Genomic DNA, 19,857 nt, shown 5'->3' with positions numbered 1-19,857 from the left:
GCGCGGGTCCAACCTTGTCTGGAGTTCGAGGGACTATGGAGATCGAATTCGTGGCGGCGACCGCCGCGCTTGGCGGGAAAACCGCCCTGGCCCTGATCGTCTTCGACGGCGACGTGATGTCGGGCGCCGCGGGACAGCTGGATACGCAGACGGGCGGGGCGCTGAGCCGCGCCGTGGCGGCCGGCCGATTCACCGGGGCCAAGGGCCAGGTGCTCGACGTGCAGGGCGCCAGCGGCGACGCCGCGCGGATCCTGCTGGTCGGGGCGGGCAAGGCCGAAGCCTTCGACGACGTCGCCGTGGAGCATGCCTCGGCCTCGGCCTACAACGCCGTGAAGACCTCGGGCCTGACGACGCTGCGCATCGTCTTGCCGTCGGGCGACGCCGATCAGGCCGCACGTGCGGCGCTGGGCGTGCGACTGGCCGCCTATCGCTTTGACCGCTACCGCACCAAGGAACCGGCCGACAAGAAGCCGTCGGTGATCAAGACGCAGGTCGCGACTGGCGACGACAACGCCGCGCTGGCCGCCTTCGCGCCGCTGGCGGCGCTGGCCGACGCCGTGGCCTTCTCGCGCGATCTGGTCTCCGAGCCGCCGAACGTCCTCTATCCGGAAGAGTTCGCGCGCCGTGTGAAGGCGTTGGAGAGCCTGGGTCTGGAAGTCGAGATCCTGGGCGAGGCCGAGATGGCCAAGCTGGGCATGGGCTCGTTGCTGGGCGTGGGCCAAGGCAGCGTCCGCGACAGTCAGCTGGCGATCATGAAGTGGTACGGCGCGGCCGATCCCAAGGCCCAGCCGATCGCCTTCGTCGGCAAGGGCGTCTGCTTCGACACCGGCGGCATCTCGATCAAGCCGGCCGACGGCATGGAAGACATGAAGTGGGACATGGGCGGCGCGGGCGCCGTGGCCGGTCTCATGCACGTGCTGGCCGGCCGCAAGGCCAAGGTCAACGCCATCGGGATCCTCGGCCTGGTCGAGAACATGCCGGACGGGAACGCCCAGCGCCCCGGCGACGTGGTCACCTCTATGTCGGGCCAGACCATCGAGATCATCAACACCGACGCCGAAGGCCGCCTCGTGCTGGCCGACGCCATCTGGTACTGCCAGGACCGCTTCAAGCCGAAGTTCATGGTCGACCTGGCCACCCTGACCGGGGCGATCATCATCAGCCTCGGCAACGACTACGCCGGCCTGTTCTCCAACAATGACGAGCTGTCGGGCAATCTGCTGGCCGCGTCGGGCGCGGAGGCCGAGCCGCTGTGGCGCATGCCGCTGCCGGTCCAGTACGACAAGAACATCGACTCGATGATCGCCGACATGAAGAACACCGGCGGCCGTCCGGGCGGTTCGATCACCGCGGCGCTGTTCATCCAGCGCTTTGTGAACAACGTGCCTTGGGCTCACCTGGACATCGCTTCGACCGCCTGGAAGAAGCCGTCCAACGTGCCGACCAGCCCCGACGGCGCGACGGGCTTCGGCGTCCGTCTGCTGAACCGGATGGTGCAGGACAAATACGAAGGCTGACGCGCTTTCCCTCCCCGTGGAGGGGAGGGATAAGGGGGCCATGCGCTTCGTACTGCTTCATAGCCCGCTGACGGGCCCGTCGACCTGGACCCCGGTCGCCATCGAACTGGCGAGGCGGGGGATCGATGCGACGCGGCCGGTGATCCCGCCGATAGGGGACCTGACCGCGCCGCGCTATGCGAGCGCCGGTCAGGCCGTGGCCGCACAGATCCTGGGGCAGGGCGGCCCCTTCGTCCTGGCGGTCCATTCCGGGGCTGGAGGCCTGGCGCCCGCCGTCGTGGCCGCCGCCGCGGGCCAGATCCAGGCCGTGCTCTATGTCGACGCCATTCCACCCCACCCCGGTCGGAACTGGTTCGAGACCGCGTCGGATATGCTCGGCGACAGTCTGAAGGCCAAGGTCGTGGACGGCATGGTTCCGGCCTGGGACCAGTGGTTTCCGCCGGAGGCCTTGGCCAGCCTGACGCCGGAAGGTCCGCTGCGCGACGCCTTCATCGCTGAACTCGCGCCGACGCCGCTCACCTGGTTCGAGGAGGCGGCGCCCGAGATCGAGTTGCCGTCGAACGTCGGCTGGGGTTTCCTGCGGTTGAGCAAGGCCTACGAGCGCGAGGCCGGCGAAGCCCGCCGATTGGGCTGGCCGACCCTGCGGCGAGACCTGCACCACCTGGCGATGACCACGCATCCAGAAGAGGTCGTGGACGGCATGATGATGCTGACGCGGCTGTTGGGGTTGAGGGCGGGATGAGCGACGGACCCTGCGACGTCTGGTTCTACCACCTGGAACGCTCCGGGCTGGACGAGGTGTTGCCCGAGTTGCTGGAGCGGACGCTGTCGCGCGGCTGGAAAGCGATCGTCCGCGCCCGCCAGGCCGAACGTATCGAGCATCTGGACGGCTGGCTCTGGGCCTATCGCGACGAGAGTTTCTTGCCGCATGCGCCGGACAGCGAGCCCGGCGCGGCGCGCCAACCGATCCTGCTGACCACGGCGTTCGAGAATCCCAACAGTGCGGACGCGCTGTTCCTGATCGACGGGGCCGATCCGGGAGAGCTTGCGGACTACACCCGTTGCGTGGTGCTCTTCGACGGACGCGACGAAGCACAGCTTGCGGTGGCGCGAAGCCAATGGAGCGCCGTCAAGGCGAAGGGGCATCCGGCTTCCTATTGGAGGCAGCAGGCCCGGGGATGGGAGAAGCAGGCATGAAGAAGATCCTGATGTTCGGCGCGGCGCTGATCGCGCTGTCGGCCTGCGCCAGCGAACCGCCGGCTCCGCCTCCGCCAGCTCCGCCGCCCCAGTCGTCGCGCCCCGCGACCCCGCCGCCATCCGAATCGGCCGACGCGTGCGGGGCCAATGAAGCCCAGCGTTTCGTCGGGCGTCCGCGCAGCGAAATTCCGGTGCCGGTGTTGCCGAACCTCCAGCGGGTGGCCTGCACGACCTGCCCGGTGACCATGGATTTCAACGCCCGGCGGCTGAATTTCTTCTACGACGCCCAGACCGGCATCGTGAAAAAGGTCTCCTGCGGCTAGGCCCTTGGTGAGGCTGGAGGCAGGGATGACCCCGCCTCCAGCCCCCCGACGTCAGGCGACGCCGGCGAAGCGAAGCATGTCGATGATCGTGAAGTCGTCGCCCTGTCTCGACGGGGCGATGGTCGGCAGGCTGGGCTGCCACTCCGGCTCCTGCGCCAGGTAGGACGAGCGGTCCCCCTCAAGCAGGCCGATGAACACCTCGGTGATGATGCGGCCGCCGACCGGACCCATTCGTTCGCCGCCCTCGACGACGGCCGCTTCGCGCAGGACGTAGAACCAGAGCGGGGTGCGGTCGTCGAAGCCGAAGGGTTTCAGTTCGGCTAGATCGGTCTTCGGCAGCGGCGTCAGTCCCATGGCCTTGGCCACCTTCTGCCCTGAGGGCAGGGAGAAGGTGAGATGACGCAGCAGATTGCGCTGAGCCAGGGACGAGGGATTGGCCTTCGGGTCCGGATTGGACACGACCGAGCCTGGGAGCTTGAACAGCGCCGTCGACAGGGTGGCGTCGATCGCTTTGTTCGGCCGTACCGAGCCGTCGCCGAAATCGAAGAAAGTCGGCCAGTCGACAAAGCGGCGCGGCGCCCGGCAACCGCCGGAGAGGTCGTCCGGATCGGTGGGGTTGGACGGCGTCGGCGTGAAGATCATGCCGAAGAAGGGCTGGCCCCCGGGATTGCCGGTGAAATTGGCACGGTAGGACGGCCGGACCTGGCTGTGGCCGAAGCGATAGGCCGCCACCGAGAACTCGACGGGAATGTAGGGCTCGTTGCGCCATTTGTAGTGCTTGCGCCCGTTGGTCAGCACGTCGTCGACGACCGCTGGGCCGCAGGTCTTCTTCAGGAATTCGTGGACGATAATCCACTGATAATGCCAGCGCACCAGGCGCTGGGCCTCGGCGAATACGGCGCCCGGCTGGGTGAGGCCGAACTTGGCCTTCACATGATCGACGCAAGCGTTGTGGAACTTCAGGAAGGCCACCTGCAACTGCGAGAGGATCAGATTCTCGTCGTTGCGCGGGTCGCCGATCAGGGCGACGTTCTGGCTGTTTCGCGGGACGTCGAACTTGCCCGCCGTGCCGGTCTCCTCGAGCAGGAACTTGATCCCCTGGCCCCCGACCTGGTCGTAGAGGTGCGGGCTGCCGCCCGGCCCGGCGCCATAGATGTTGTCCAGGGCCAGGCTGGGCGTCCGGAAGTTGGAGATCTGCTCCGGGTCCGACTGACGCTCCAGGCTGGAGGTCGGGTCGAAGGTCATGTCGTGATCGAGGAACTGACCAAGGAAGGTGAAACCAGCGGTCAGGGTCGGGTTGTTGGGATTCTTGGCCGACAGGGCCGGGTCGGTGATCAACTTGACCGGCCCCTCGGACAGCTTGTCCTTGGCGTCCATGATCCCGCCGGCCTTACCGATCTCGAGCAGCGAGGTTCGGGTCTCTGGCGTGTCGGACGAGAAGGCCGGTAGCTCGCCGAACATCCGGCCAAATCGACCGGAGTCGAAGTATTTCGACTGCGGCGGAACAATATCGTGCGGATAGACGCCGTGATGCGCCATGTGCGCTCTCCCGTTGTTGTTATTCTTATGTCGTCGGGCGATTTATAGTTAAAGCCCGTCGATCTATTATCGACATAACAACGGTATCTCTCGGCTGTTTGGCTCGCAACATAAGTATATGGTTGATGACGTTCTATCTGTTGTGAAGCTTGTTGTTGGAGATCGTCGTGCAACGACTCGCGCCACTTCGGCGAGCGCCGAGGTGGCGCGCGTCAAACCTTGCCGGTCGGCTGGCGCTTTACTTGTCGCGCTTGCGGAAGATGCGCCGGATCGCCGCGATGCCCGCCGGGGCCAGCAGAACCAGGACCAGCAGCAGATAGATGATGCGGGCTTCGTCGGGCATGGCTCAGTGCTCGTCGTCGTTGGGGATGTTCAGCAGGACGCCGCAGGCCTTGCAGTGAACGGCGTCGACATCGTGCCGCTGCAAGCCGCAGGTCGGGCAGGGGAAGCGCACCTTGTAGGGACGGAACAGCGCCTGGGCGAGGCGTACGAACAGCGTGATCCCGGTCAGCATGGTCACGATCGAGATCACCCGGCCCCAGGTTCCCGGCAGGGTGATGTCGCCAAACCCCGTCGTCGTCAGGGTGGCGATGGTGAAATAGAGCGCGTCGATATAGCCGTCGATGCCCTCGGTCCGGGCGAAGCTCGTATAGACGAAGCCGGTCATCACGAAGATGAAGGTGACCAGGGTGGCGGCGGCCCGGGTCACATCCTCCCAGCGCGTCTCGTCATAGCGCCGCCCCACGGTTCGCCAGAAGAATTCCGAATGGACCAGGGTCCACAGGCGAAGCACCCGCAGGAAGGCCAGGTTGAAGAGCCAGAACGGGAAGAGCAGGGTCACCAACACGAAGATGTCGATCCAGGTGACCGGCCGCTTGAGCCATTCGCCGAACCTGTCGGAAGCGTAGGCGCGGGCGGCGAGGTCCGCCGCCAGGATCAGCGCCATCGTATAGTCGATGATCAGGAAGGCCGGGGTCTCGCGCAGCAGCGGGGTGGCGATGAAGAAGGCGACCATCACCAGATCGATCGCGATCACCGTCAGGCGAAACCGCACCGACTTCGCCGAATTGCCGAAATAGAGTTCGTGCAGCCGCGCCTTGATGCGCGGGGCGCGGCGGCGTCTGCTGGGATCGGGAAGCGACTCTGCGTCGGTGGACATGGCGCCACCTTAGATTTCGATGTTCCCGGTGGGGAGCGAAATCCCCTTCGCCGCCGACGTCGCGATCGACCTCTCCCGAGGGAGAGGCCTGCGCGTTCTAGGCGTCGACCTTGACGGCCTCATAGGCTTCCACCGCGTCGAGCCACTCTTGCTCGGCCTTGTCGAGGGCGGCCTGGGCCTGCTCGCGCTTGCGGCCGAGATCGGCGGCCTTGGCGGGTTGGTCCGTGAAGACCTTGGGATCGGTCAGCGCCTTGTCGAGTTCGGTGACGGCGGCGGTGGCGCGGGCCAGGGCGGCCTCGGCCGACTCCGCGCGGCGACGCGCGGTTCCGGTCGGCACCTTGGTCTTGGGCAGCGGCGGCGGCTTGGGCGCTTCGACCGGTTCCGAGGCGCGGACCTGGGTCGGCGCCTTGCCGGCCTGCTTGGCGCGATCGATGACGAACTTGGCGTAGTCGTCCATATCGCCGTTGAACGGCGCGATGGTGCCGTCGGCGGCCAGCCACAGCCGGTCGGCGACCAGTTCCATCAGCGAGCGGTCGTGGGTGATCAGGATGACGGCCCCCTCGTACGCGTTCAGCGCGTCCAGCAGGGCGCGGCGCGAGTCGATGTCGAGGTGGTTGGTCGGTTCGTCGAGGATCAGCAGGTGCGGGGCTTCGAGCGCCACGAGGTTCAGCAGCAGGCGGGCGCGTTCGCCGCCGGACAGCGCGTCGACCGTGGTCTCGACCTTCTGGTGGCCCAGGCCGTACTGCGCCAGGCGCGCGCGGCGGCTGGCCTCGGAGGCCTCCGGCATCACCGTGCGGATGATGTCGAGTGGTGTGTCCTTGGGGTTCAGGGCCTCGATCTGGTGCTGGTGGAACCAGCCGACCTTCAGCCGGGCCGAGCGGGTGAATTCGCCCGACTGCGGCTTCAGCGCCCCGGCGACCAGCTTGGCGAAGGTCGACTTGCCGGCCCCGTTGACGCCCAGCAGGCCGATGCGGTCGTCGAGGTCGAGGCGCAGGTTCAGGTGCTTGAGGATCGGGGTCTCGTCATAGCCGGCCGACACGCCTTCCAGGCGCAGCAGCGGCGGGGCCAGGGGCCGTTCCGGCGAGGGCAGGATGAAGGGCGCGACGTGCTCGGCGACCACCGAGGAGACCGGCGGCAGCTTCTGCAGCATCTTCAGGCGCGACTGGGCCTGGGTAGCCTTGGAGGCCTTGGCGCGGAAGCGGTCGACGAAGGACTGCAGGTGGGCGCGCTGGGCGTCGATCTTGGCCTTGTTGGCTTCCTGCAGGCGGGCCTTTTCTTCGCGCTGACGCTCGAAGCTGTCGTAGCCGCCGGTGTAGATGGTCAGCTTGCCGTCGGCGAGATGCAGGATGTGGTCGCAGGAATTGTTCAGGATCTCGCGGTCGTGGCTGATGATGACCGCGGTGTGCGGATACTTCTTCAGCCGGCTTTCCAGCCAGAGCGCGCCTTCAAGGTCGAGATAGTTGGTCGGTTCGTCGAGCAGCAGCAGGTCAGGCTCGGCGAACAGGGCCGCGGCCAGGGCCACCCGCATTCGCCAGCCGCCGGAGAACTCGGCCATCGGGCGCGAGAGGTCGGCGTTGGAGAAGCCGAGGCCCGAAAGAATTTCCGAAGCGCGTGACGGCGCGCGGTCCGCGCCGATCTCATAGAGCCGGGCGTAGATCTCGCCCATATGCTCGGGATCTGCGGTCTCGAGTTCGTTGGTCAGGCGCTCGCGCTCTTCGTCCGCCGCCAGCACGGTGTCGAGCAGGGAAACCGGGGTCGCCGGGTGTTCCTGATCCACCGAGGCGATACGCGCGTTCTTTGGATAGCCAATCTCGCCGTCGCCGGCGTGCAATTGGTCGAGGATCAGCTTGAACAGTGTGGATTTACCCACGCCGTTACGGCCGACGAGGCCCACATGGGCGCCCACGGGAATGCTCACGGTCGCGTGGTCAAAAAACCGGCGGCCCCAGGCGTCGAATGTCAGGTCATTGATTTGCAGCATGGCGAGCGCGGGGGCTTATCAGAGCCGGGCCGTGAAAGGAATGCGTCCTTTGTCCACTGGCCAGTTCGGTGGACTTGTCCTGCGCCATGCTTGGCGATGTCACAACGTGCCGCTATAAGCCCGCCACCCGCGCGGAGATCCGCGCCTCCCCAACAATAAAGCAAGTTCAAAGACAATGACCGAACGCACCTTCTCGATCATCAAGCCGGACGCGACGAAGCGGAACCTGACCGGCAAGGTCAACGCGGTGATCGAAGACGCTGGCCTGCGCATCGTCGCTCAGCGCCGCATCCAGATGACGGAAGCTCAAGCCAAGAAGTTCTACGAAGTCCACGCTGAACGCCCGTTCTACGGCGAGCTGGTCGAAACCATGACCTCGGCGCCGGTCGTCGTGCAGGTCCTGGAAGGCGACAACGCCGTCTCCAAGTACCGTGAAGTCATGGGCGCGACGAACCCGGAACAAGCCGCTGAAGGCACGATCCGCAAGCTGTTCGCCCTGAACGTCGGCGAAAACTCGGTCCACGGTTCGGACAGCCAAGACAACGCCAAGTTGGAAATCGCCCAGTTCTTCACCGACGACCAAATCGTCGGTTAAGACGGCTGGGAACGGTGGAGCTCGTTCCGCGTTGATCTAACGCGGTTACGAGCCCACTCGGTCCCTCCAGAGACCAGCCGCACCAGTCAGGCCCCGTTCGGCAAAGAGCCGGGCGGGGCCTGCTTGTTTTCAAGGAGCGGCATTATTCGCAAAGCACCCCCCATCATCACCACCGGCGCCGGGGACCTCAAGTTCGCGGGCCATGATCTGCAGGTCGATTACGAGATCACCGGGCAGATGCGGACCCTGGCCTCGGCCCATGTGCCCTTGAGGGGTTTGCTGCGCACCGCGCCCGACGTCGCCGAGGCGCTGTTCCGGGCAGGCGAGGCCGCCCTGACCCTGGATGACGGGCGTGGCTGCCGGATCCGCATGCTGGGCTACACCAGCGGCAGCGACACGGCCTATTTCGAAATCAGGATCTAGCGCGGCCGGGTGATCTGGGTCGGGCGCAGGTGCGGCGAGTATATCCGATCGTACTCACCGGCGTTCTTCAGGTGCAGGGCGGCGTCGAGCAGGGTCGCGCCGCGCAAGCCGCGAGGTGGCGGGTCGGCCGTCAAGGCGCGCCACAGGTTCATGGCTTCGCGGTTCAGACGTTCAGTGCGGTTCATGTTCATACCGTCCATGCGGGTCGAACAACCAAGGCGCACTGAAGTTCCAACAGAATATGGTTGATATTTGGTAAGTCCCGACATGGGGCCTGCCATAGCTTGCGAGCGGGGTTGCTCCATCTTGCCCGTGAGATGGGCGGGCCGCGCGGCCTGACGTGGCGGCATGGGTTTCACCGCCGGGGCCATATGCGCTAGCTGAGAGGCGGCGCGGCGCCGTGGCGGAGGATCGTGGTGGACGTCAGCGAGAGCTTTCCGGAGATCCGTGATGCGGTGCGCAAGCTCTGCGCCCAATTCCCCGGCGAATACTGGCGCGCGCTCGACCGCGACCGGACCTATCCGACGCAGTTTGTTCAAGCGCTGACGCAGGCGGGGTTTCTCTCGGTCTTGATCCCGGAGGCCTATGGCGGCTCAGGACTGGGCCTGGCGGCCGCGACGGCGGTGTTGGAGGAGATCCACCGCTCAGGCTGCAACGGCGGCGCCTGTCACGCCCAGATGTACACCATGGGCACGATCCTGCGGCACGGCAGCGACGCGCAGAAGCAGGCCTATCTGCCGAAGATCGCCACCGGCGAGCTGCGGCTTCAGGCGTTCGGCGTCACCGAGCCGACGGCCGGGACCGACACCACCCGGATCTCGACCTTCGCCCGACGTGAAGGCGACCACTACGTCGTCAGCGGCCAGAAGCTGTGGATCAGCCGGGCCGAGCACTCCGACCTGATGGTGCTGCTCTGCCGGACCACGGCGCGCGAGGATGCGGCCAAGCCGTCCGACGGCATGAGCGTGCTGATCGTCGACCTGCGCGAGGCGGTCGGTAACGGCCTGACCATCCGTCCGGTGCGGACCATGCTGAACCACGCAACGACCGAGCTGTTCTTCGACGAGTTGAAGGTGCCGGTCGCCAATCTGGTGGGCCAGGAGGGCAAGGGCTTCCGCTACATCCTCGACGGGATGAACGCCGAGCGCATCCTGATTGCGTCGGAGTGCATCGGCGACGGCAAATTCTTCATCGACCGAGCCAGCGCCTACGCCAAGGAACGCGAGGTGTTCGGGCGCCCGATCGGCCAGAACCAGGGCGTGCAGTTCCCGATCGCGCGGGCCCATGTGCAACTCACCGCCGCCTCGCTGATGGTCGACAAGGCCGCGGCGATGTTCGACGCCGACATCGCCTGCGGCACGGAAGCCAATATGGCCAAGATGCTGGCGTCTGAAGCGTCGTGGTTCGCCGCTGATATGGCGGTGCAGACCCACGGGGGCTTCGGCTTCGCCGAGGACTACGACATCGAGCGCAAGTTCCGCGAGACGCGGCTCTACCAGGTGGCGCCGATCTCCACGAACCTGATCCTCAGCCACGTGGCGACCCACGTGCTGGGGCTGCCGAAGAGTTTCTAGGGGGAAGAATGTACGACCTTCTGAAGGGCCTGCGCGTGGTCGAGGGTTCGGCCTTCGTGGCCGGGCCGACCTGCGGATTGTATCTCGCCCAGCTTGGGGCCGAGGTGATCCGGTTCGACAATATCGGCGGCGGGCCTGATTTCGGGCGCTGGCCGCTGACCCCAGGGGGCGACAGCCTCTATTGGGAGGGGCTGAACAAGGCCAAGAAATCCATCGCGCTCGACCTGAGCCGGCCTGAGGGCCGCGAACTCGCCGCGCGGCTGGCGGCGGCGCCGGGCGAGGAGGGCGGGGTGTTCGTCACCAACTTCCCGGTCGAGGGGTTCCTGTCCTACGAGAAGCTCAGTGCGCTGCGGCCGGATCTGATCTGCGCGCGGGTGATGGGCTGGGCCGATGGCGGGCCGGCGGTGGACTACACGGTCAACAGCGCCATCGGCGTGCCGATGATGAACGGTCATCCCGACGATCTGCGTCCTGTGAACAACGTAGTGCCGACCTGGGACCTGCTGACCGGCGCCTACGCCGCCTTCGCCCTGGTCTCGGCGCTGCACGCGCGTGGCCGGGACGGGAAGGGGCGCGAGATCCGCATCCCGCTGTCGGACATCGCCGGATCGACCATGGCCAATCTCGGCTATCTGGCCGAGAGCCTGGCGGGGCCCGACCGGCCCCGCATGGGCAACGACCTCTATGGCGCCTTTGGGCGTGATTTCACGCTGAAGGGCGGCCAGCAGATCATGTTGGTGGCGATCACGGCCCGCCAATGGAAGGGCCTGCTGGCGGTGCTGGAGATCGAAGCCCCGGTGGCGGGGCTGGAGGCTGAGCTGGGCGTCAGCTTCGCGGACGACGAAGGGCTGCGGTTCGATCATCGCGGGCGGCTGTTCCCGATCTTCGAAGCGGCGTTCGCCCGCAAGACCCTCGATGAGCTGAAGCCCGCCTTCGAGGCGACAGGGGTTTGCTGGGGGCCGTATCAGCCGATGAGCGCGGCGGCGGAAGACCCCCGGCTGATCAAGGGCAACCCGGTGTTCAGCGACGTGGCGCACCCGAGCGGCCGGACCTATCCCGCCGCCGGGTTCGCCGGGACCATCCCGCAGGATGTTCGAGGGCCGGTCAGATCCGCCTCGAAGCTGGGGCAGCATACCGACGAGGTCCTGGCGCAGGTGCTGGGGCTGTCCTCGGGTGAAATCGCGCGATTGCATGACGCCGGCCTCGTCGCCGGACCGGAGGGACGATGACCAGCACGATCGAACTGAGCGAGCCGTCGCCGGGCGTGCGGGTGGTGACCTTGTCGCGCCCAGAAGCCGCCAATGCGCTGAATACGGCCATGGGCGAGGAGCTGCTGGCGTTGTGGACCGGGCTGGCCGCCGATCCGACGATCCGGGTGGCGGTGCTGACCGGCGCGGGCCGGTTCTTCTGCGCCGGCGCGGACCTGAAGGAACGCGACGGCATGAGCGATCAGGCCTGGTCGGACCAGCACGTGATGTTCGAGGCGATGATCCGCGCCCAGCTGGCCTGTTCGTTCCCGGTCATCGCGGCGGTGAACGGCGCGGCCATGGGCGGCGGGGCCGAGATGGCGCTGGCCTGCGACTTCGCCTGGATCGCGGACACCGCCAGGATGGGCCTGCCCGAGGTGGGGCTGGGGATCATTCCGGGCCTGGGCGGCACCCAGTTCGTGACGCGGGCGGTCGGCGAGCGCCGCGCGGCCGAGCTGCTGATGTCGGGCCTGCCGGTCGACGCAGACCAGGCGATGGAGTTTGGCCTGGTGAACCGCGTGGTTCCCGCGGCCGAGCTGACGGCACAGGTGCTGGAGCGCGCCCGGGTGATCGCCAGCAAGGCGCCGTTGTCGGTCAAGGCGCTGAAGGCCGTGGTGCGTGGCGGGGCGGCCTTGCCGCTGGCTCAGGCGATGGAGCTGGAGCTGTCGGAGTACAATCGCCTGTTCCGCACCGCTGATCGCCGCGAAGGCGTTGCGGCGTTCAATCAGAAGCGGTCGGCGGTGTTCAAGGGCGAGTAGGGGGCTGATGCGCCGCTGCGCGTCGCCCCCTCACCTGACCTCTCCCGAGGGAGAGGAAGTTCACGCCTCTTCTCCTCTTCCCGCCGGGGAGAGGTTGGGTGAGGGGCCTTAAGCCGCCGCGACCAGTTCGCCGCAGACGAAGGCTTCTTCGCCGGCATGGAGCAGACCGTCGAGGACGTCGGGCAGGTTCTCCGGACTGACGATCAGCATCATGCCGACGCCGCAGTTGAAGGTGCGGCGCAGTTCGTGCTCGGAGATGCCGCCAACCTCGGCCAGCCATTGGAAGACCGGGGGCAGGGCCCAGGCTTCCCAATCGAACTTGGCTTCCAGGCCCTTGGCGATGGCGCGGGGCGGGTTCTCGATCAGGCCGCCGCCGGTGATGTGGGCCGCGCCCTTGATGCGGCCGGCCTTGATCTGGGGCAGCACGCTTTTGATGTAGATCCGGGTCGGGGCCATCAGGGCCTGGGCCAGGGTCTTGCCTTCGGCGAAGGGCGCAGGTGCGTCCCAGGCCAGGCCCGAACGCTCGACCACGCGGCGAACCAGCGAATAGCCGTTGGAGTGCGGCCCCGACGAGGCCAGGCCGATCAGCAGGTCGCCAGGCTTCTGGGTGTCGAGGGTGGGCAGCACCGCGCCGCGTTCGACCGCGCCGACCGAGAAGCCGGCCAGGTCGTAGTCGCCTTCGGAATACATGCCGGGCATTTCGGCGGTCTCGCCGCCGACCAAGGCCGCACCGGCCTGCTTGCAGCCTTCAGCGATGCCGGCGACCACGCGGGTGGCCTCTTCGACGTTCAGCTTGCCGGTGGCGAAATAGTCGAGGAACAGCAGCGGCTCGGCGCCCTGGGCCAGCAGGTCGTTGACGCACATGGCCACCAGGTCGATGCCGACCGTGTCGTGCTGGTCGGTGTCGATGGCGATCTTCAGCTTGGTGCCGACGCCGTCGGTCGTGGAGACCAGCAGCGGATCGGCGTAACCGGCCGCCTTCAGGTCGAACAGGGCGCCGAAACCGCCCAGGGCGGCGTCCGCTCCGGGACGACGGGTCGCCTTGGCCAGGGGCTTGATACGCTCGATCAGGTCATTCCCGGCGTCGATGTCGACGCCCGCCTGGGCGTAGGTGAGGCCATTGGGCCGATCGGTCATGTGACGCCTTTAGGGCTCAGGGGATGCAGAAATCGACGCCTGCGCGCATCCGACGCTTGCAGACTCGGGGCTGCGCGAGCGTATAGCTACTTGATGACGCCGATTACAACCACCGCCGAACTCCAGGCGTTCTGCGACAAGATCAAAGGCCAAGCCTTCGTCGCCGTAGACACCGAGTTCATGCGCGAAACCACCTACTGGCCCAAGCTGTGCCTGATCCAGGCCGCCGCCCCCAACGCCGAGGCGGTCATCGACCCCCTGGCCGATGGGCTCGACCTTGAGCCATTCCTTGAAATCCTGCGGGATCCGAGCATCGAGAAGGTGTTCCACGCTGCTCGTCAGGACGTGGAAATCTTCAACAATCTCAAGGCGATGCCGGTTCCGCTCTTCGACACCCAGGTGGCCGGGATGGCTGCGGGATTCGGCGAGCAGATCGCCTATGACGCCCTGGTCCGCCAGATGCTGAAGATCGAGATCGACAAGTCCTCGCGCTTCACCGACTGGGCGCGTCGGCCGCTGACCGATGCTCAGCTGGTCTACGCCCTGGGCGATGTGACGCACCTGGCCAAACTCTATCCGATGCTGCGTTCGCGGCTGGAGACGGAGGGACGCCTGGCCTGGGTGGTCGACGAGATGCGCGGTCTGTCCGATCCGGCGCTCTACGACGTGACCCCGGAAAACGCCTGGAAGCGTTTGAAGCCGCGCCGGCACACCGCCAAATATCTTGCGGTCTTCAAGGCCGTGGCGGCGTGGCGCGAACGCACCGCCCAGATCCGCGATCAGCCGCGTGGCCGCATCCTGAAGGATGACGCCATCGACGAGGTCGCGACCCAGGCGCCGACCGACGCCGAGGCCCTGGACCGTCTGCGTTCGGTTCCGAAGGGCTTCTCGGGCTCGCGGTTCGGGCCCGACCTGCTGGCCGCCGTGCGTGAGGCGCTGAAGGACCCGGAGGCCTATGCTCCGGTCGTTGAACGCGCCAAGCACCAGGCCTCTCCGGCCGCAGGCGCGGTCGTCGAACTGCTGAAGGTGCTGCTAAAGGCGCGTTCGGAAGATGCGGGCGTGGCGTCCAAGCTGATCGCCACGATGTCGGATCTCGAGCAGATCGCCAATGACGACAACGCCAATAGCCAGGCGCTCACCGGCTGGCGTCGCGAGGCGTTCGGCGAGGACGCCCTGCGTCTGAAGCGTGGCGAACTGGCCCTAGTGCTGGATGGAACCCGCGTGCGGGTGGTGGAAGTCCGCCGCGCGCCCAAGGCTAGCGCCGCGGCGGAATAGAAGACGCAGATCCTCCTCCGCTGGAGGAGACGCGATAGAAACTGAAACGGCTCCCTCCCACGAGGGAGCCGTTTTCGTATCAGCAGGCCAGGGCCGGGCGCATCGCCAGCCGTTGGCTGTAGAGCGCCGTGACAAGGGCGGCGGCCGGCATCACCGCGCCGATCCAGGTGACGGCTTGCAGGCCGGGGCCGTGATCGATGACCGCGCCGCCCAGCCAGGCGCCCAGGGCGTTGCCGAGGTTGAAGGCGGCGATGTTGAGGCTGGAGGCCAGGGTCTGGCCCGCGCCGCCGGCCGCCTCCATCACGCGTAGCTGCAGCGGAGCGACGGTGGCGAAGGCCGCCGCGCCGAGCAGGCCGGTAAAGACCACCGCGGCGATCTTGCTCTCCAGGAAGAAGGTCATGGCCAGCATGATCACGGTCAGGACCGCCAGGGAGCCGAACAAGGCGGGCGTCAGGGCGCGGTCGGCGAACTTGCCGCCGACGAAGTTGCCGGCGACCAGGCCGCCCCCGAACACCAGCAGGATCGGCGAGACGGCGGCCAGCGGAAAACCGGTGATCTGGGTCAGGATCGGCTGGATGTAGGTGAAGACCGCGAAGACGCCGCCAAAGCCCAGCACCGTCATCAGAAGGCCCAGCAGGACTTGCGGACGCTTCAGGACCGCCAATTCCTCCGACAGCGGGCTGACTTCCGGGGCCTGCTTGGCGCGCGGCACGAAGGCGATGAGCACGAGCGCGGCGAAGACGCCGATGCCGGTCACCGCCCAGAAGGTCGAGCGCCAGCCGAAGGCTTCCCCCAACCAGGCGCCGAACGGCACCCCGACCAGGGTGGCGGCGGTCAGGCCGGTGAACATCAGGGCGATGGCCGAGGCGCGGCGTTCTGGCGGAACCAGGCCGGCGGCGACTACGGAGCCGACGCCGAAGAAGGTGCCGTGAGCCAGCGCCGTGACCACGCGGGCGATCATCAGGGTCTCATAGGTCGGCGCGAGGGCGCAGGCGAGGTTGCCGAGGGTGAAGATGATCATCAGCGCGATCAATGTGGTCTTCTGCGGCAGGCGGCGAGTGGCGATGGTCAGCAGCGGCGCGCCGGCGAAGACGCCCAGCGCATATCCGGTGATCAGCAGGCCGGCGGCGGGGATGGAGACGCCGAGGTCGCCGGAGACCTGCATCAGCAGCCCCATGATGACGAACTCGGTCACCCCGATCCCGAAGGCTCCGGCGGTGAGGGCGTAGAGGGCGAGAGGCAAGGGACGGCTCCGGGACAGGGCGGTGATGTCCCGGCTAGATGGCGCCAATCTGGCCTTTGAATTAGAGTGCCGATTGGAACATCAGATGTGAGTTGAAATCCACAATGGCGCGATCTGAGGTCAATCGTTCGACCGAGATGGAGGTTTTCGTCCGGGTGGTCGAGACCGGCGGCCTGTCGTCGGCGGCGCGCGCCCTGCGGATTACGCCCTCGGCGGTCAGCAAGCTGATCGGGCGGTTGGAGGCGCGATTGGGCGCGCGGCTGCTGAACCGCTCGACGCGCAAGCTGCAGCTGACGCCGGAGGGAGCGGCCTTCTATGCACGCTCGGCCCAGGTGCTGGCCGATATCGACGAGGCCGAACGCGAGGTGACGGCGGGCGCGGCGCCACGCGGGCGGGTGCGGGTGAACAGCGTCGTCGACCTGGGGCGCAATCTGCTGCTGCCGCTGGTGCCCAGCTTCCTGGCGGCCCATCCTGACGTGACGTTGGATCTCGTGCTGACCGACCAGGTGGTCGACCTGCTCGACGAGCGCGCCGACGTCGCGATCCGGGTTGGTAGCCTGCGCTCCTCGAGCCTGACGGCCCGCAAGCTCGGCCAGAGCCGCGCCGTGGTGGTCGCTTCGCCGGGCTACCTGGCTCGGCGGGGGACGCCGACCCGGCTGGAGGACCTGGCCCAGCATCATCAGATGGATTTCACCTTCACGCGCAGCGTCCGCAACTGGCCGTTCAAGCTGGAGAGCGGAGAGGTCGTCTATCTGCCCGGCGTCGGCGGCGTGCAGTTGGGCGACGGCGAGAGTGTCCGGCGCCTGGCGCTGGAGGGCGCGGGTTTAGCGCGGCTCAGCGTCTTCTCTGCGGCCGACGACATCAAGACCGGCCGGCTGGTTCCGGTGTTGGAGGCGTTCAACCCGGGCGACGTGCTGGAGGTGCACGTGGTGTTCCTGGGTCAGGGCGGTCATCTGCCGGCGCGGGTTCGGGCCTTCATCGACTATCTGGCGGAGAACATGCGGCTTCCCACCTGGAGCCCGGACGCCTGATCGCAGGAAGCTGTGGGTAAGTTTGGGCGCTTATCGTTGTTCGTCTAACGACGATTTTCCACTGGGTTTCACACCGGTTGTCCACCGGACGAGGCCCGGGCGGTCATCGTGAACGCTTGCCAGCCGCGGCGATCGGCGCGAGCCTTCAATTGTCGAAAGGAACTGCGGCGCGGGAGACCCGGGAGACCGGATCACCAAGCGAACAGAAGGCTCCAAGACGTAGGCCGAAGGGGCGACCCGGACGCTGATATCGGAGGGGCCACGACGACGAAGACGGCCAGCCAGGGCGACCTCGCAGACCGAAGACGTCGAAGACCTGGAGACCTCAGGCTGCAAAGCCTGGATGAGAAGGCGACGCCGTGGGAAACCGCAGCGCCGCCTTCTTGCTATCTGGGCCTCTATTTCTTCGGGTCGGTCAGGGCTTTGTAGACCAGCTGGGTGGATAGCCCGCGAACGTCAGGGGTGTCGCGACCGGGGATCGAGCCGTTCAGGTTCTGGATCATGCCGACGAAGACCAGATCGTTGGTGGGGTCGATCCAGAACCAGGTCCCGAAGGCTCCGCCCCAATAGTAGCTGTCCTTGCCCTGAGGCGTCTGAGCCTTGGCCGGATCGAGGATGACGGCGAAGTCCATGCCAAAGCCGACGCCCTGCATGCTGGGCCCGTAGAGATCGACCAGCACGCCGTCCTTCAGGACGTTCTGCCGCATCAGCTTGACGGTTTCGGGCTTCAGGATGCGGGCGCCGTCCAACTCACCGCCGTTCAGCAGCATCTGCGAGAAGCGCCAGTAGTCCTGCGTGGTCGAGAGCAGGCCGCCTGAGCCCGACAGCATCACCGGCTTCACCGAGGCGTCGACGGGATTGGGCGGGGCGATCAGCTTCTTCTGGGCGTCATAGGTATGGATGGCGCTGACGCGGGCGAGCTTGGAGGCCGGGACCGAGAACCCGGTGTCGGGCATGTTCAGGCGATCGAAGATGCGGGTCTGGAAGAAGACGTCGAGCGTCTGGCCCGACAGCTTTTCAACGATGTAGCCCTGGATGTTGACGCTGGGACCATAGGCCCAGTCGGTTCCGGGCTGGCTGGCGAGCGGCAGCTTGGCCAGCTTGTCGATCATCGCCTGGAGCGGCTGATTGCGGTCGGTCACGTCAGATGCGTAGCCGGCCGAGACGGCGAACCCGGCGGTGTGGCTCATCAGTTCGCGCATGGTCATCGGATGGCTCTGGGCGACCAGGGAGCCGTCGGGGCCCTTGACCTTCAGGTCCGCGAACTCGGGAATGAACTTGGCGACCGGGTCGTCCAGCTTCCACTTGCCCTCTTCGAACAGGACCATCATCGCCACGCCGGTGACCGGCTTGGTCATGGAGGCTATGCGGAAGATGGTGTCGCGCTGGACCGGGGCCTTGGAGTTCACGTCCTGCACGCCATAGGCGTCGAAGTGGACGACCTTGCCGTGGCGGGCGACCAGGGTGGTGACGCCGGCCAGGCGCCCCTGGTCCACCAAGCCATGCATCGCCTGGTCGATCCCCTTCAGGCCCGCGGCGGAAAAGCCCGCGGCGGCCGGCGCGGCCAGCTTGACCTCGGCGTGGGCGGGAAGCGCGATCAGCGCGGCGGTGGCGAAGAGGCCGGCCAGTAGGCCTTGGCGAGTCAGCGACATGGATATCCCCCCGTGGATTCGGTGTTGTTGGCGACATTCTTGTCAGGGGTATGGGGCGGCGCCTAGAGCAAGCTTGTGTTGGCGAGGGAACATCGACGCTGCGTCCTCCGATGAAGGTGTGACACGGGGCTGTCACGCCGTTGAGATAGAGAGGGCTCTCGCGGATCGTCCGAACCCGGAGCCTTCAATGCGCCGCCGACTGCCGCCCTTGGAACAGATCGAAGCCTTCATCGAGGCCGCCGAAGCCCCGAGCTTTCGGGTCGCGGCCGAGCGCTGCGCGCTGAGCCCCGCGGCGTTCTCCCGCCGGATCCAGGCGTTTTCGTCCTTCGTCGGCCTGCCGATGTTCGAGCGCAGGCCGGGCGGATTGCGGTTGACCGAGGCTGGGCGACGCTGCCTGAGCCAACTCAAGCCGGCCTATCTGGAGCTGCGGCGGGCGGCGGCTTCGGTCGTCGAGGCGCCAGGGGAGGCGCAGTCGGTGACGCTGTCGCTATCGCACTCCCTGGCGGTCGGATGGCTGATCCCGCGCCTGGATGCGTTCCGCGCCGCCCACCCGGAGATCGAGCTTTCCATCAAGACCCAGCGCGGCGCGGGCGACATGCGCAGCGGGGAGGCCGACCTTGGCATCTGCTACGCCGATATCGACCTTGGCGGGCTGGTGAGCCAGCCGCTGCTGGACGTCTGCGTCACGCCAGTGGCCGCGCCGGCCGTCGCCGCCGCCTTCCAGGCGCGCGGCGGGCGACTGGAAACCCAGAGGCTGCTGTCGGTGGCCTATCCGGGCGGGCTCTGGTCCTGGTGGGCGCGCGAGACCGGGATGGACACGCCGCTGCCGCCGGCCGCCACCTATGACCTGCTGCACGCCATGTACGAGATGGCCTCGGAGGGCTTTGGCGTGGCCCTGGCCGCCACCCCGACCGTCTGGCCGCACCTGGACAGCGGCCGGCTGGTGCGGCTGGACCTGCCGTTCGCCGCCACGCCAGGCGGATATCGCCTGGCCGCGCCGGCCGACCGCCGCCGCCGCAGCGCGGTCGGGGCGGTGTGGCGTTGGTTGGAGAGCGAGGCCGACCGCACCCGCAGCCTGACGCCGGCCAGGATCGCCGCCTAGGTTTGATCCCCCAGCGCTAGCACTGGGGGATCGTTGAACGCCCTAGAGCGTATCGACATTCAGGATTCTCACGGCGCGAGATGTCTGATTCATAGGGCTCCGTT

Annotated in this window: 19 protein-coding genes; 12 read left to right on the top strand and 7 right to left on the bottom strand. The window is 67.1% G+C overall.

All coding sequences use genetic code 11. The features are described 5' to 3' along the window. Window positions 1–35 precede the first annotated feature (35 nt). From ASE02_RS19770 to ASE02_RS19755, 4 genes are read left to right on the top strand one after another with little or no spacing between them, the layout of a single operon-like run. Complete coding sequence (locus ASE02_RS19770) at window positions 36–1,517, top strand: leucyl aminopeptidase (RefSeq protein WP_056736649.1); 1,482 nt, start codon at window positions 36–38, stop codon at window positions 1,515–1,517. A gap of 40 nt (window positions 1,518–1,557) precedes the next feature. After that, window positions 1,558–2,259: a hypothetical protein gene (locus ASE02_RS19765; RefSeq protein ID WP_056736648.1), complete on the top strand. Its 702-nt coding sequence runs from the start codon at window positions 1,558–1,560 to the stop codon at window positions 2,257–2,259. Next, window positions 2,256–2,714 carry a DNA polymerase III subunit chi gene (locus tag ASE02_RS19760; protein ID WP_056736646.1) on the top strand — a complete coding sequence of 153 codons (459 nt, stop codon included), beginning with the start codon at window positions 2,256–2,258 and terminating at the stop codon, window positions 2,712–2,714. Before ASE02_RS19765 ends, ASE02_RS19760 begins: the two co-directional genes overlap by 4 nt. Then, on the top strand, window positions 2,711–3,037 hold the full coding sequence (locus ASE02_RS19755) for a peptidase inhibitor I78 (protein ID WP_200957729.1): 327 nt from the start codon (window positions 2,711–2,713) through the stop codon (window positions 3,035–3,037). The genes ASE02_RS19760 and ASE02_RS19755 overlap by 4 nt, the downstream gene beginning before the upstream one ends. 51 nt (window positions 3,038–3,088) lie before the next feature. Here the strand turns inward: ASE02_RS19755 and ASE02_RS19750 are convergent, their stop codons facing one another. The 3 genes from ASE02_RS19750 to ASE02_RS19740 form a co-directional block, all read right to left on the bottom strand. Continuing rightward, window positions 3,089–4,576 carry a heme peroxidase family protein gene (locus ASE02_RS19750; RefSeq protein WP_056736642.1) on the bottom strand — a complete coding sequence of 496 codons (1,488 nt, stop codon included), beginning with the start codon at window positions 4,574–4,576 and terminating at the stop codon, window positions 3,089–3,091. A gap of 346 nt (window positions 4,577–4,922) precedes the next feature. Continuing rightward, a complete protein-coding gene (locus ASE02_RS19745) occupies window positions 4,923–5,735 on the bottom strand; it encodes a potassium channel family protein (protein WP_056736641.1) in 813 nt (270 codons plus the stop codon). A gap of 97 nt (window positions 5,736–5,832) precedes the next feature. Continuing rightward, the gene (locus tag ASE02_RS19740) at window positions 5,833–7,716 is read right to left on the bottom strand and encodes an ABC-F family ATP-binding cassette domain-containing protein (RefSeq protein WP_056736640.1); all 1,884 of its coding nucleotides are present in this window, start codon (window positions 7,714–7,716) and stop codon (window positions 5,833–5,835) included. Between the two features lie 175 nt (window positions 7,717–7,891). Between ASE02_RS19740 and ndk the strand changes: the two genes are divergently transcribed. Together ndk and ASE02_RS19730 are read left to right on the top strand one after the other, a co-directional pair. Further along, complete coding sequence (gene ndk, locus ASE02_RS19735; protein ID WP_056736638.1) at window positions 7,892–8,311, top strand: nucleoside-diphosphate kinase; 420 nt, start codon at window positions 7,892–7,894, stop codon at window positions 8,309–8,311. A gap of 123 nt (window positions 8,312–8,434) precedes the next feature. Next, window positions 8,435–8,734: a hypothetical protein gene (locus ASE02_RS19730; RefSeq protein WP_056736636.1), complete on the top strand. Its 300-nt coding sequence runs from the start codon at window positions 8,435–8,437 to the stop codon at window positions 8,732–8,734. Here ASE02_RS19730 and ASE02_RS19725 read toward each other — a convergent pair. After that, window positions 8,731–8,919, bottom strand: coding sequence for a hypothetical protein (locus ASE02_RS19725; protein WP_156406149.1), 189 nt, complete (start codon window positions 8,917–8,919; stop codon window positions 8,731–8,733). The two genes, ASE02_RS19730 and ASE02_RS19725, sit on opposite strands and share 4 nt — an antisense overlap. A 231-nt stretch (window positions 8,920–9,150) precedes the next feature. Between ASE02_RS19725 and ASE02_RS19720 the strand changes: the two genes are divergently transcribed. From ASE02_RS19720 to ASE02_RS19710, 3 genes are read left to right on the top strand one after another with little or no spacing between them, the layout of a single operon-like run. Beyond that, the gene (locus tag ASE02_RS19720) at window positions 9,151–10,308 is read left to right on the top strand and encodes an acyl-CoA dehydrogenase family protein (protein WP_082602228.1); all 1,158 of its coding nucleotides are present in this window, start codon (window positions 9,151–9,153) and stop codon (window positions 10,306–10,308) included. Window positions 10,309–10,316: 8 nt separating this feature from the next. Continuing rightward, the gene (locus ASE02_RS19715) at window positions 10,317–11,537 is read left to right on the top strand and encodes a CoA transferase (RefSeq protein ID WP_056736630.1); all 1,221 of its coding nucleotides are present in this window, start codon (window positions 10,317–10,319) and stop codon (window positions 11,535–11,537) included. Next, complete coding sequence (locus ASE02_RS19710; RefSeq protein WP_056736628.1) at window positions 11,534–12,313, top strand: enoyl-CoA hydratase/isomerase family protein; 780 nt, start codon at window positions 11,534–11,536, stop codon at window positions 12,311–12,313. Before ASE02_RS19715 ends, ASE02_RS19710 begins: the two co-directional genes overlap by 4 nt. Window positions 12,314–12,421: 108 nt before the next feature. Here the strand turns inward: ASE02_RS19710 and purM are convergent, their stop codons facing one another. Then, a complete protein-coding gene (purM, locus tag ASE02_RS19705) occupies window positions 12,422–13,450 on the bottom strand; it encodes a phosphoribosylformylglycinamidine cyclo-ligase (RefSeq protein ID WP_056736626.1) in 1,029 nt (342 codons plus the stop codon). 93 nt (window positions 13,451–13,543) lie between these two features. Here purM and rnd point away from each other — a divergent pair, with 93 nt between their 5' ends. Beyond that, the gene (gene rnd, locus ASE02_RS19700; protein ID WP_056736624.1) at window positions 13,544–14,725 is read left to right on the top strand and encodes a ribonuclease D; all 1,182 of its coding nucleotides are present in this window, start codon (window positions 13,544–13,546) and stop codon (window positions 14,723–14,725) included. A 79-nt stretch (window positions 14,726–14,804) separates the two neighbouring features. Here rnd and ASE02_RS19695 read toward each other — a convergent pair whose 3' ends face one another. Further along, window positions 14,805–15,968: an MFS transporter gene (locus ASE02_RS19695; RefSeq protein ID WP_056736622.1), complete on the bottom strand. Its 1,164-nt coding sequence runs from the start codon at window positions 15,966–15,968 to the stop codon at window positions 14,805–14,807. Window positions 15,969–16,072: 104 nt separating this feature from the next. Between ASE02_RS19695 and ASE02_RS19690 the strand changes: the two genes are divergently transcribed. Next, complete coding sequence (locus ASE02_RS19690) at window positions 16,073–16,999, top strand: LysR family transcriptional regulator (RefSeq protein ID WP_056736621.1); 927 nt, start codon at window positions 16,073–16,075, stop codon at window positions 16,997–16,999. Between the two features lie 398 nt (window positions 17,000–17,397). Here ASE02_RS19690 and ASE02_RS19685 read toward each other — a convergent pair whose 3' ends face one another. After that, entirely contained in the window at window positions 17,398–18,651 is a 1,254-nt protein-coding gene (locus ASE02_RS19685; protein WP_056736619.1) for a serine hydrolase, read from the bottom strand. Window positions 18,652–18,838: 187 nt separating this feature from the next. Between ASE02_RS19685 and ASE02_RS19680 the strand changes: the two genes are divergently transcribed. After that, complete coding sequence (locus tag ASE02_RS19680; protein WP_056736617.1) at window positions 18,839–19,753, top strand: LysR family transcriptional regulator; 915 nt, start codon at window positions 18,839–18,841, stop codon at window positions 19,751–19,753. Window positions 19,754–19,857: the final 104 nt, after the last annotated feature.

Origin of the sequence: Phenylobacterium sp. Root700, assembly GCF_001429025.1 — a bacterium.
Taxonomy (GTDB): Bacteria; Pseudomonadota; Alphaproteobacteria; order Caulobacterales; family Caulobacteraceae; genus Phenylobacterium.
Note: the sequence above shows the minus strand (reverse complement) of the source record. Positions and strands in the feature narration are given on the sequence as shown.

Bases quoted from the DNA above. Each gene is read 5' to 3' on its own strand.
- ASE02_RS19770 (WP_056736649.1), top strand. From the start codon at position 36: ATGGAGATCGAATTCGTGGCGGCGACCGCCGCGCTTGGCGGGAAAACC.
- ASE02_RS19765 (WP_056736648.1), top strand. From the start codon at position 1,558: ATGCGCTTCGTACTGCTTCATAGCCCGCTGACGGGCCCGTCGACCTGG.
- ASE02_RS19760 (WP_056736646.1), top strand. From the start codon at position 2,256: ATGAGCGACGGACCCTGCGACGTCTGGTTCTACCACCTGGAACGCTCC.
- ASE02_RS19755 (WP_200957729.1), top strand. From the start codon at position 2,711: ATGAAGAAGATCCTGATGTTCGGCGCGGCGCTGATCGCGCTGTCGGCC.
- ASE02_RS19750 (WP_056736642.1), bottom strand. From the start codon at position 4,576: ATGGCGCATCACGGCGTCTATCCGCACGATATTGTTCCGCCGCAGTCG.
- ASE02_RS19745 (WP_056736641.1), bottom strand. From the start codon at position 5,735: ATGTCCACCGACGCAGAGTCGCTTCCCGATCCCAGCAGACGCCGCCGC.
- ASE02_RS19740 (WP_056736640.1), bottom strand. From the start codon at position 7,716: ATGCTGCAAATCAATGACCTGACATTCGACGCCTGGGGCCGCCGGTTT.
- ndk (WP_056736638.1), top strand. From the start codon at position 7,892: ATGACCGAACGCACCTTCTCGATCATCAAGCCGGACGCGACGAAGCGG.
- ASE02_RS19725 (WP_156406149.1), bottom strand. From the start codon at position 8,919: ATGAACCGCACTGAACGTCTGAACCGCGAAGCCATGAACCTGTGGCGC.
- ASE02_RS19715 (WP_056736630.1), top strand. From the start codon at position 10,317: ATGTACGACCTTCTGAAGGGCCTGCGCGTGGTCGAGGGTTCGGCCTTC.
- ASE02_RS19710 (WP_056736628.1), top strand. From the start codon at position 11,534: ATGACCAGCACGATCGAACTGAGCGAGCCGTCGCCGGGCGTGCGGGTG.
- purM (WP_056736626.1), bottom strand. From the start codon at position 13,450: ATGACCGATCGGCCCAATGGCCTCACCTACGCCCAGGCGGGCGTCGAC.
- rnd (WP_056736624.1), top strand. From the start codon at position 13,544: ATGACGCCGATTACAACCACCGCCGAACTCCAGGCGTTCTGCGACAAG.
- ASE02_RS19690 (WP_056736621.1), top strand. From the start codon at position 16,073: ATGGCGCGATCTGAGGTCAATCGTTCGACCGAGATGGAGGTTTTCGTC.
- ASE02_RS19685 (WP_056736619.1), bottom strand. From the start codon at position 18,651: ATGTCGCTGACTCGCCAAGGCCTACTGGCCGGCCTCTTCGCCACCGCC.
- ASE02_RS19680 (WP_056736617.1), top strand. From the start codon at position 18,839: ATGCGCCGCCGACTGCCGCCCTTGGAACAGATCGAAGCCTTCATCGAG.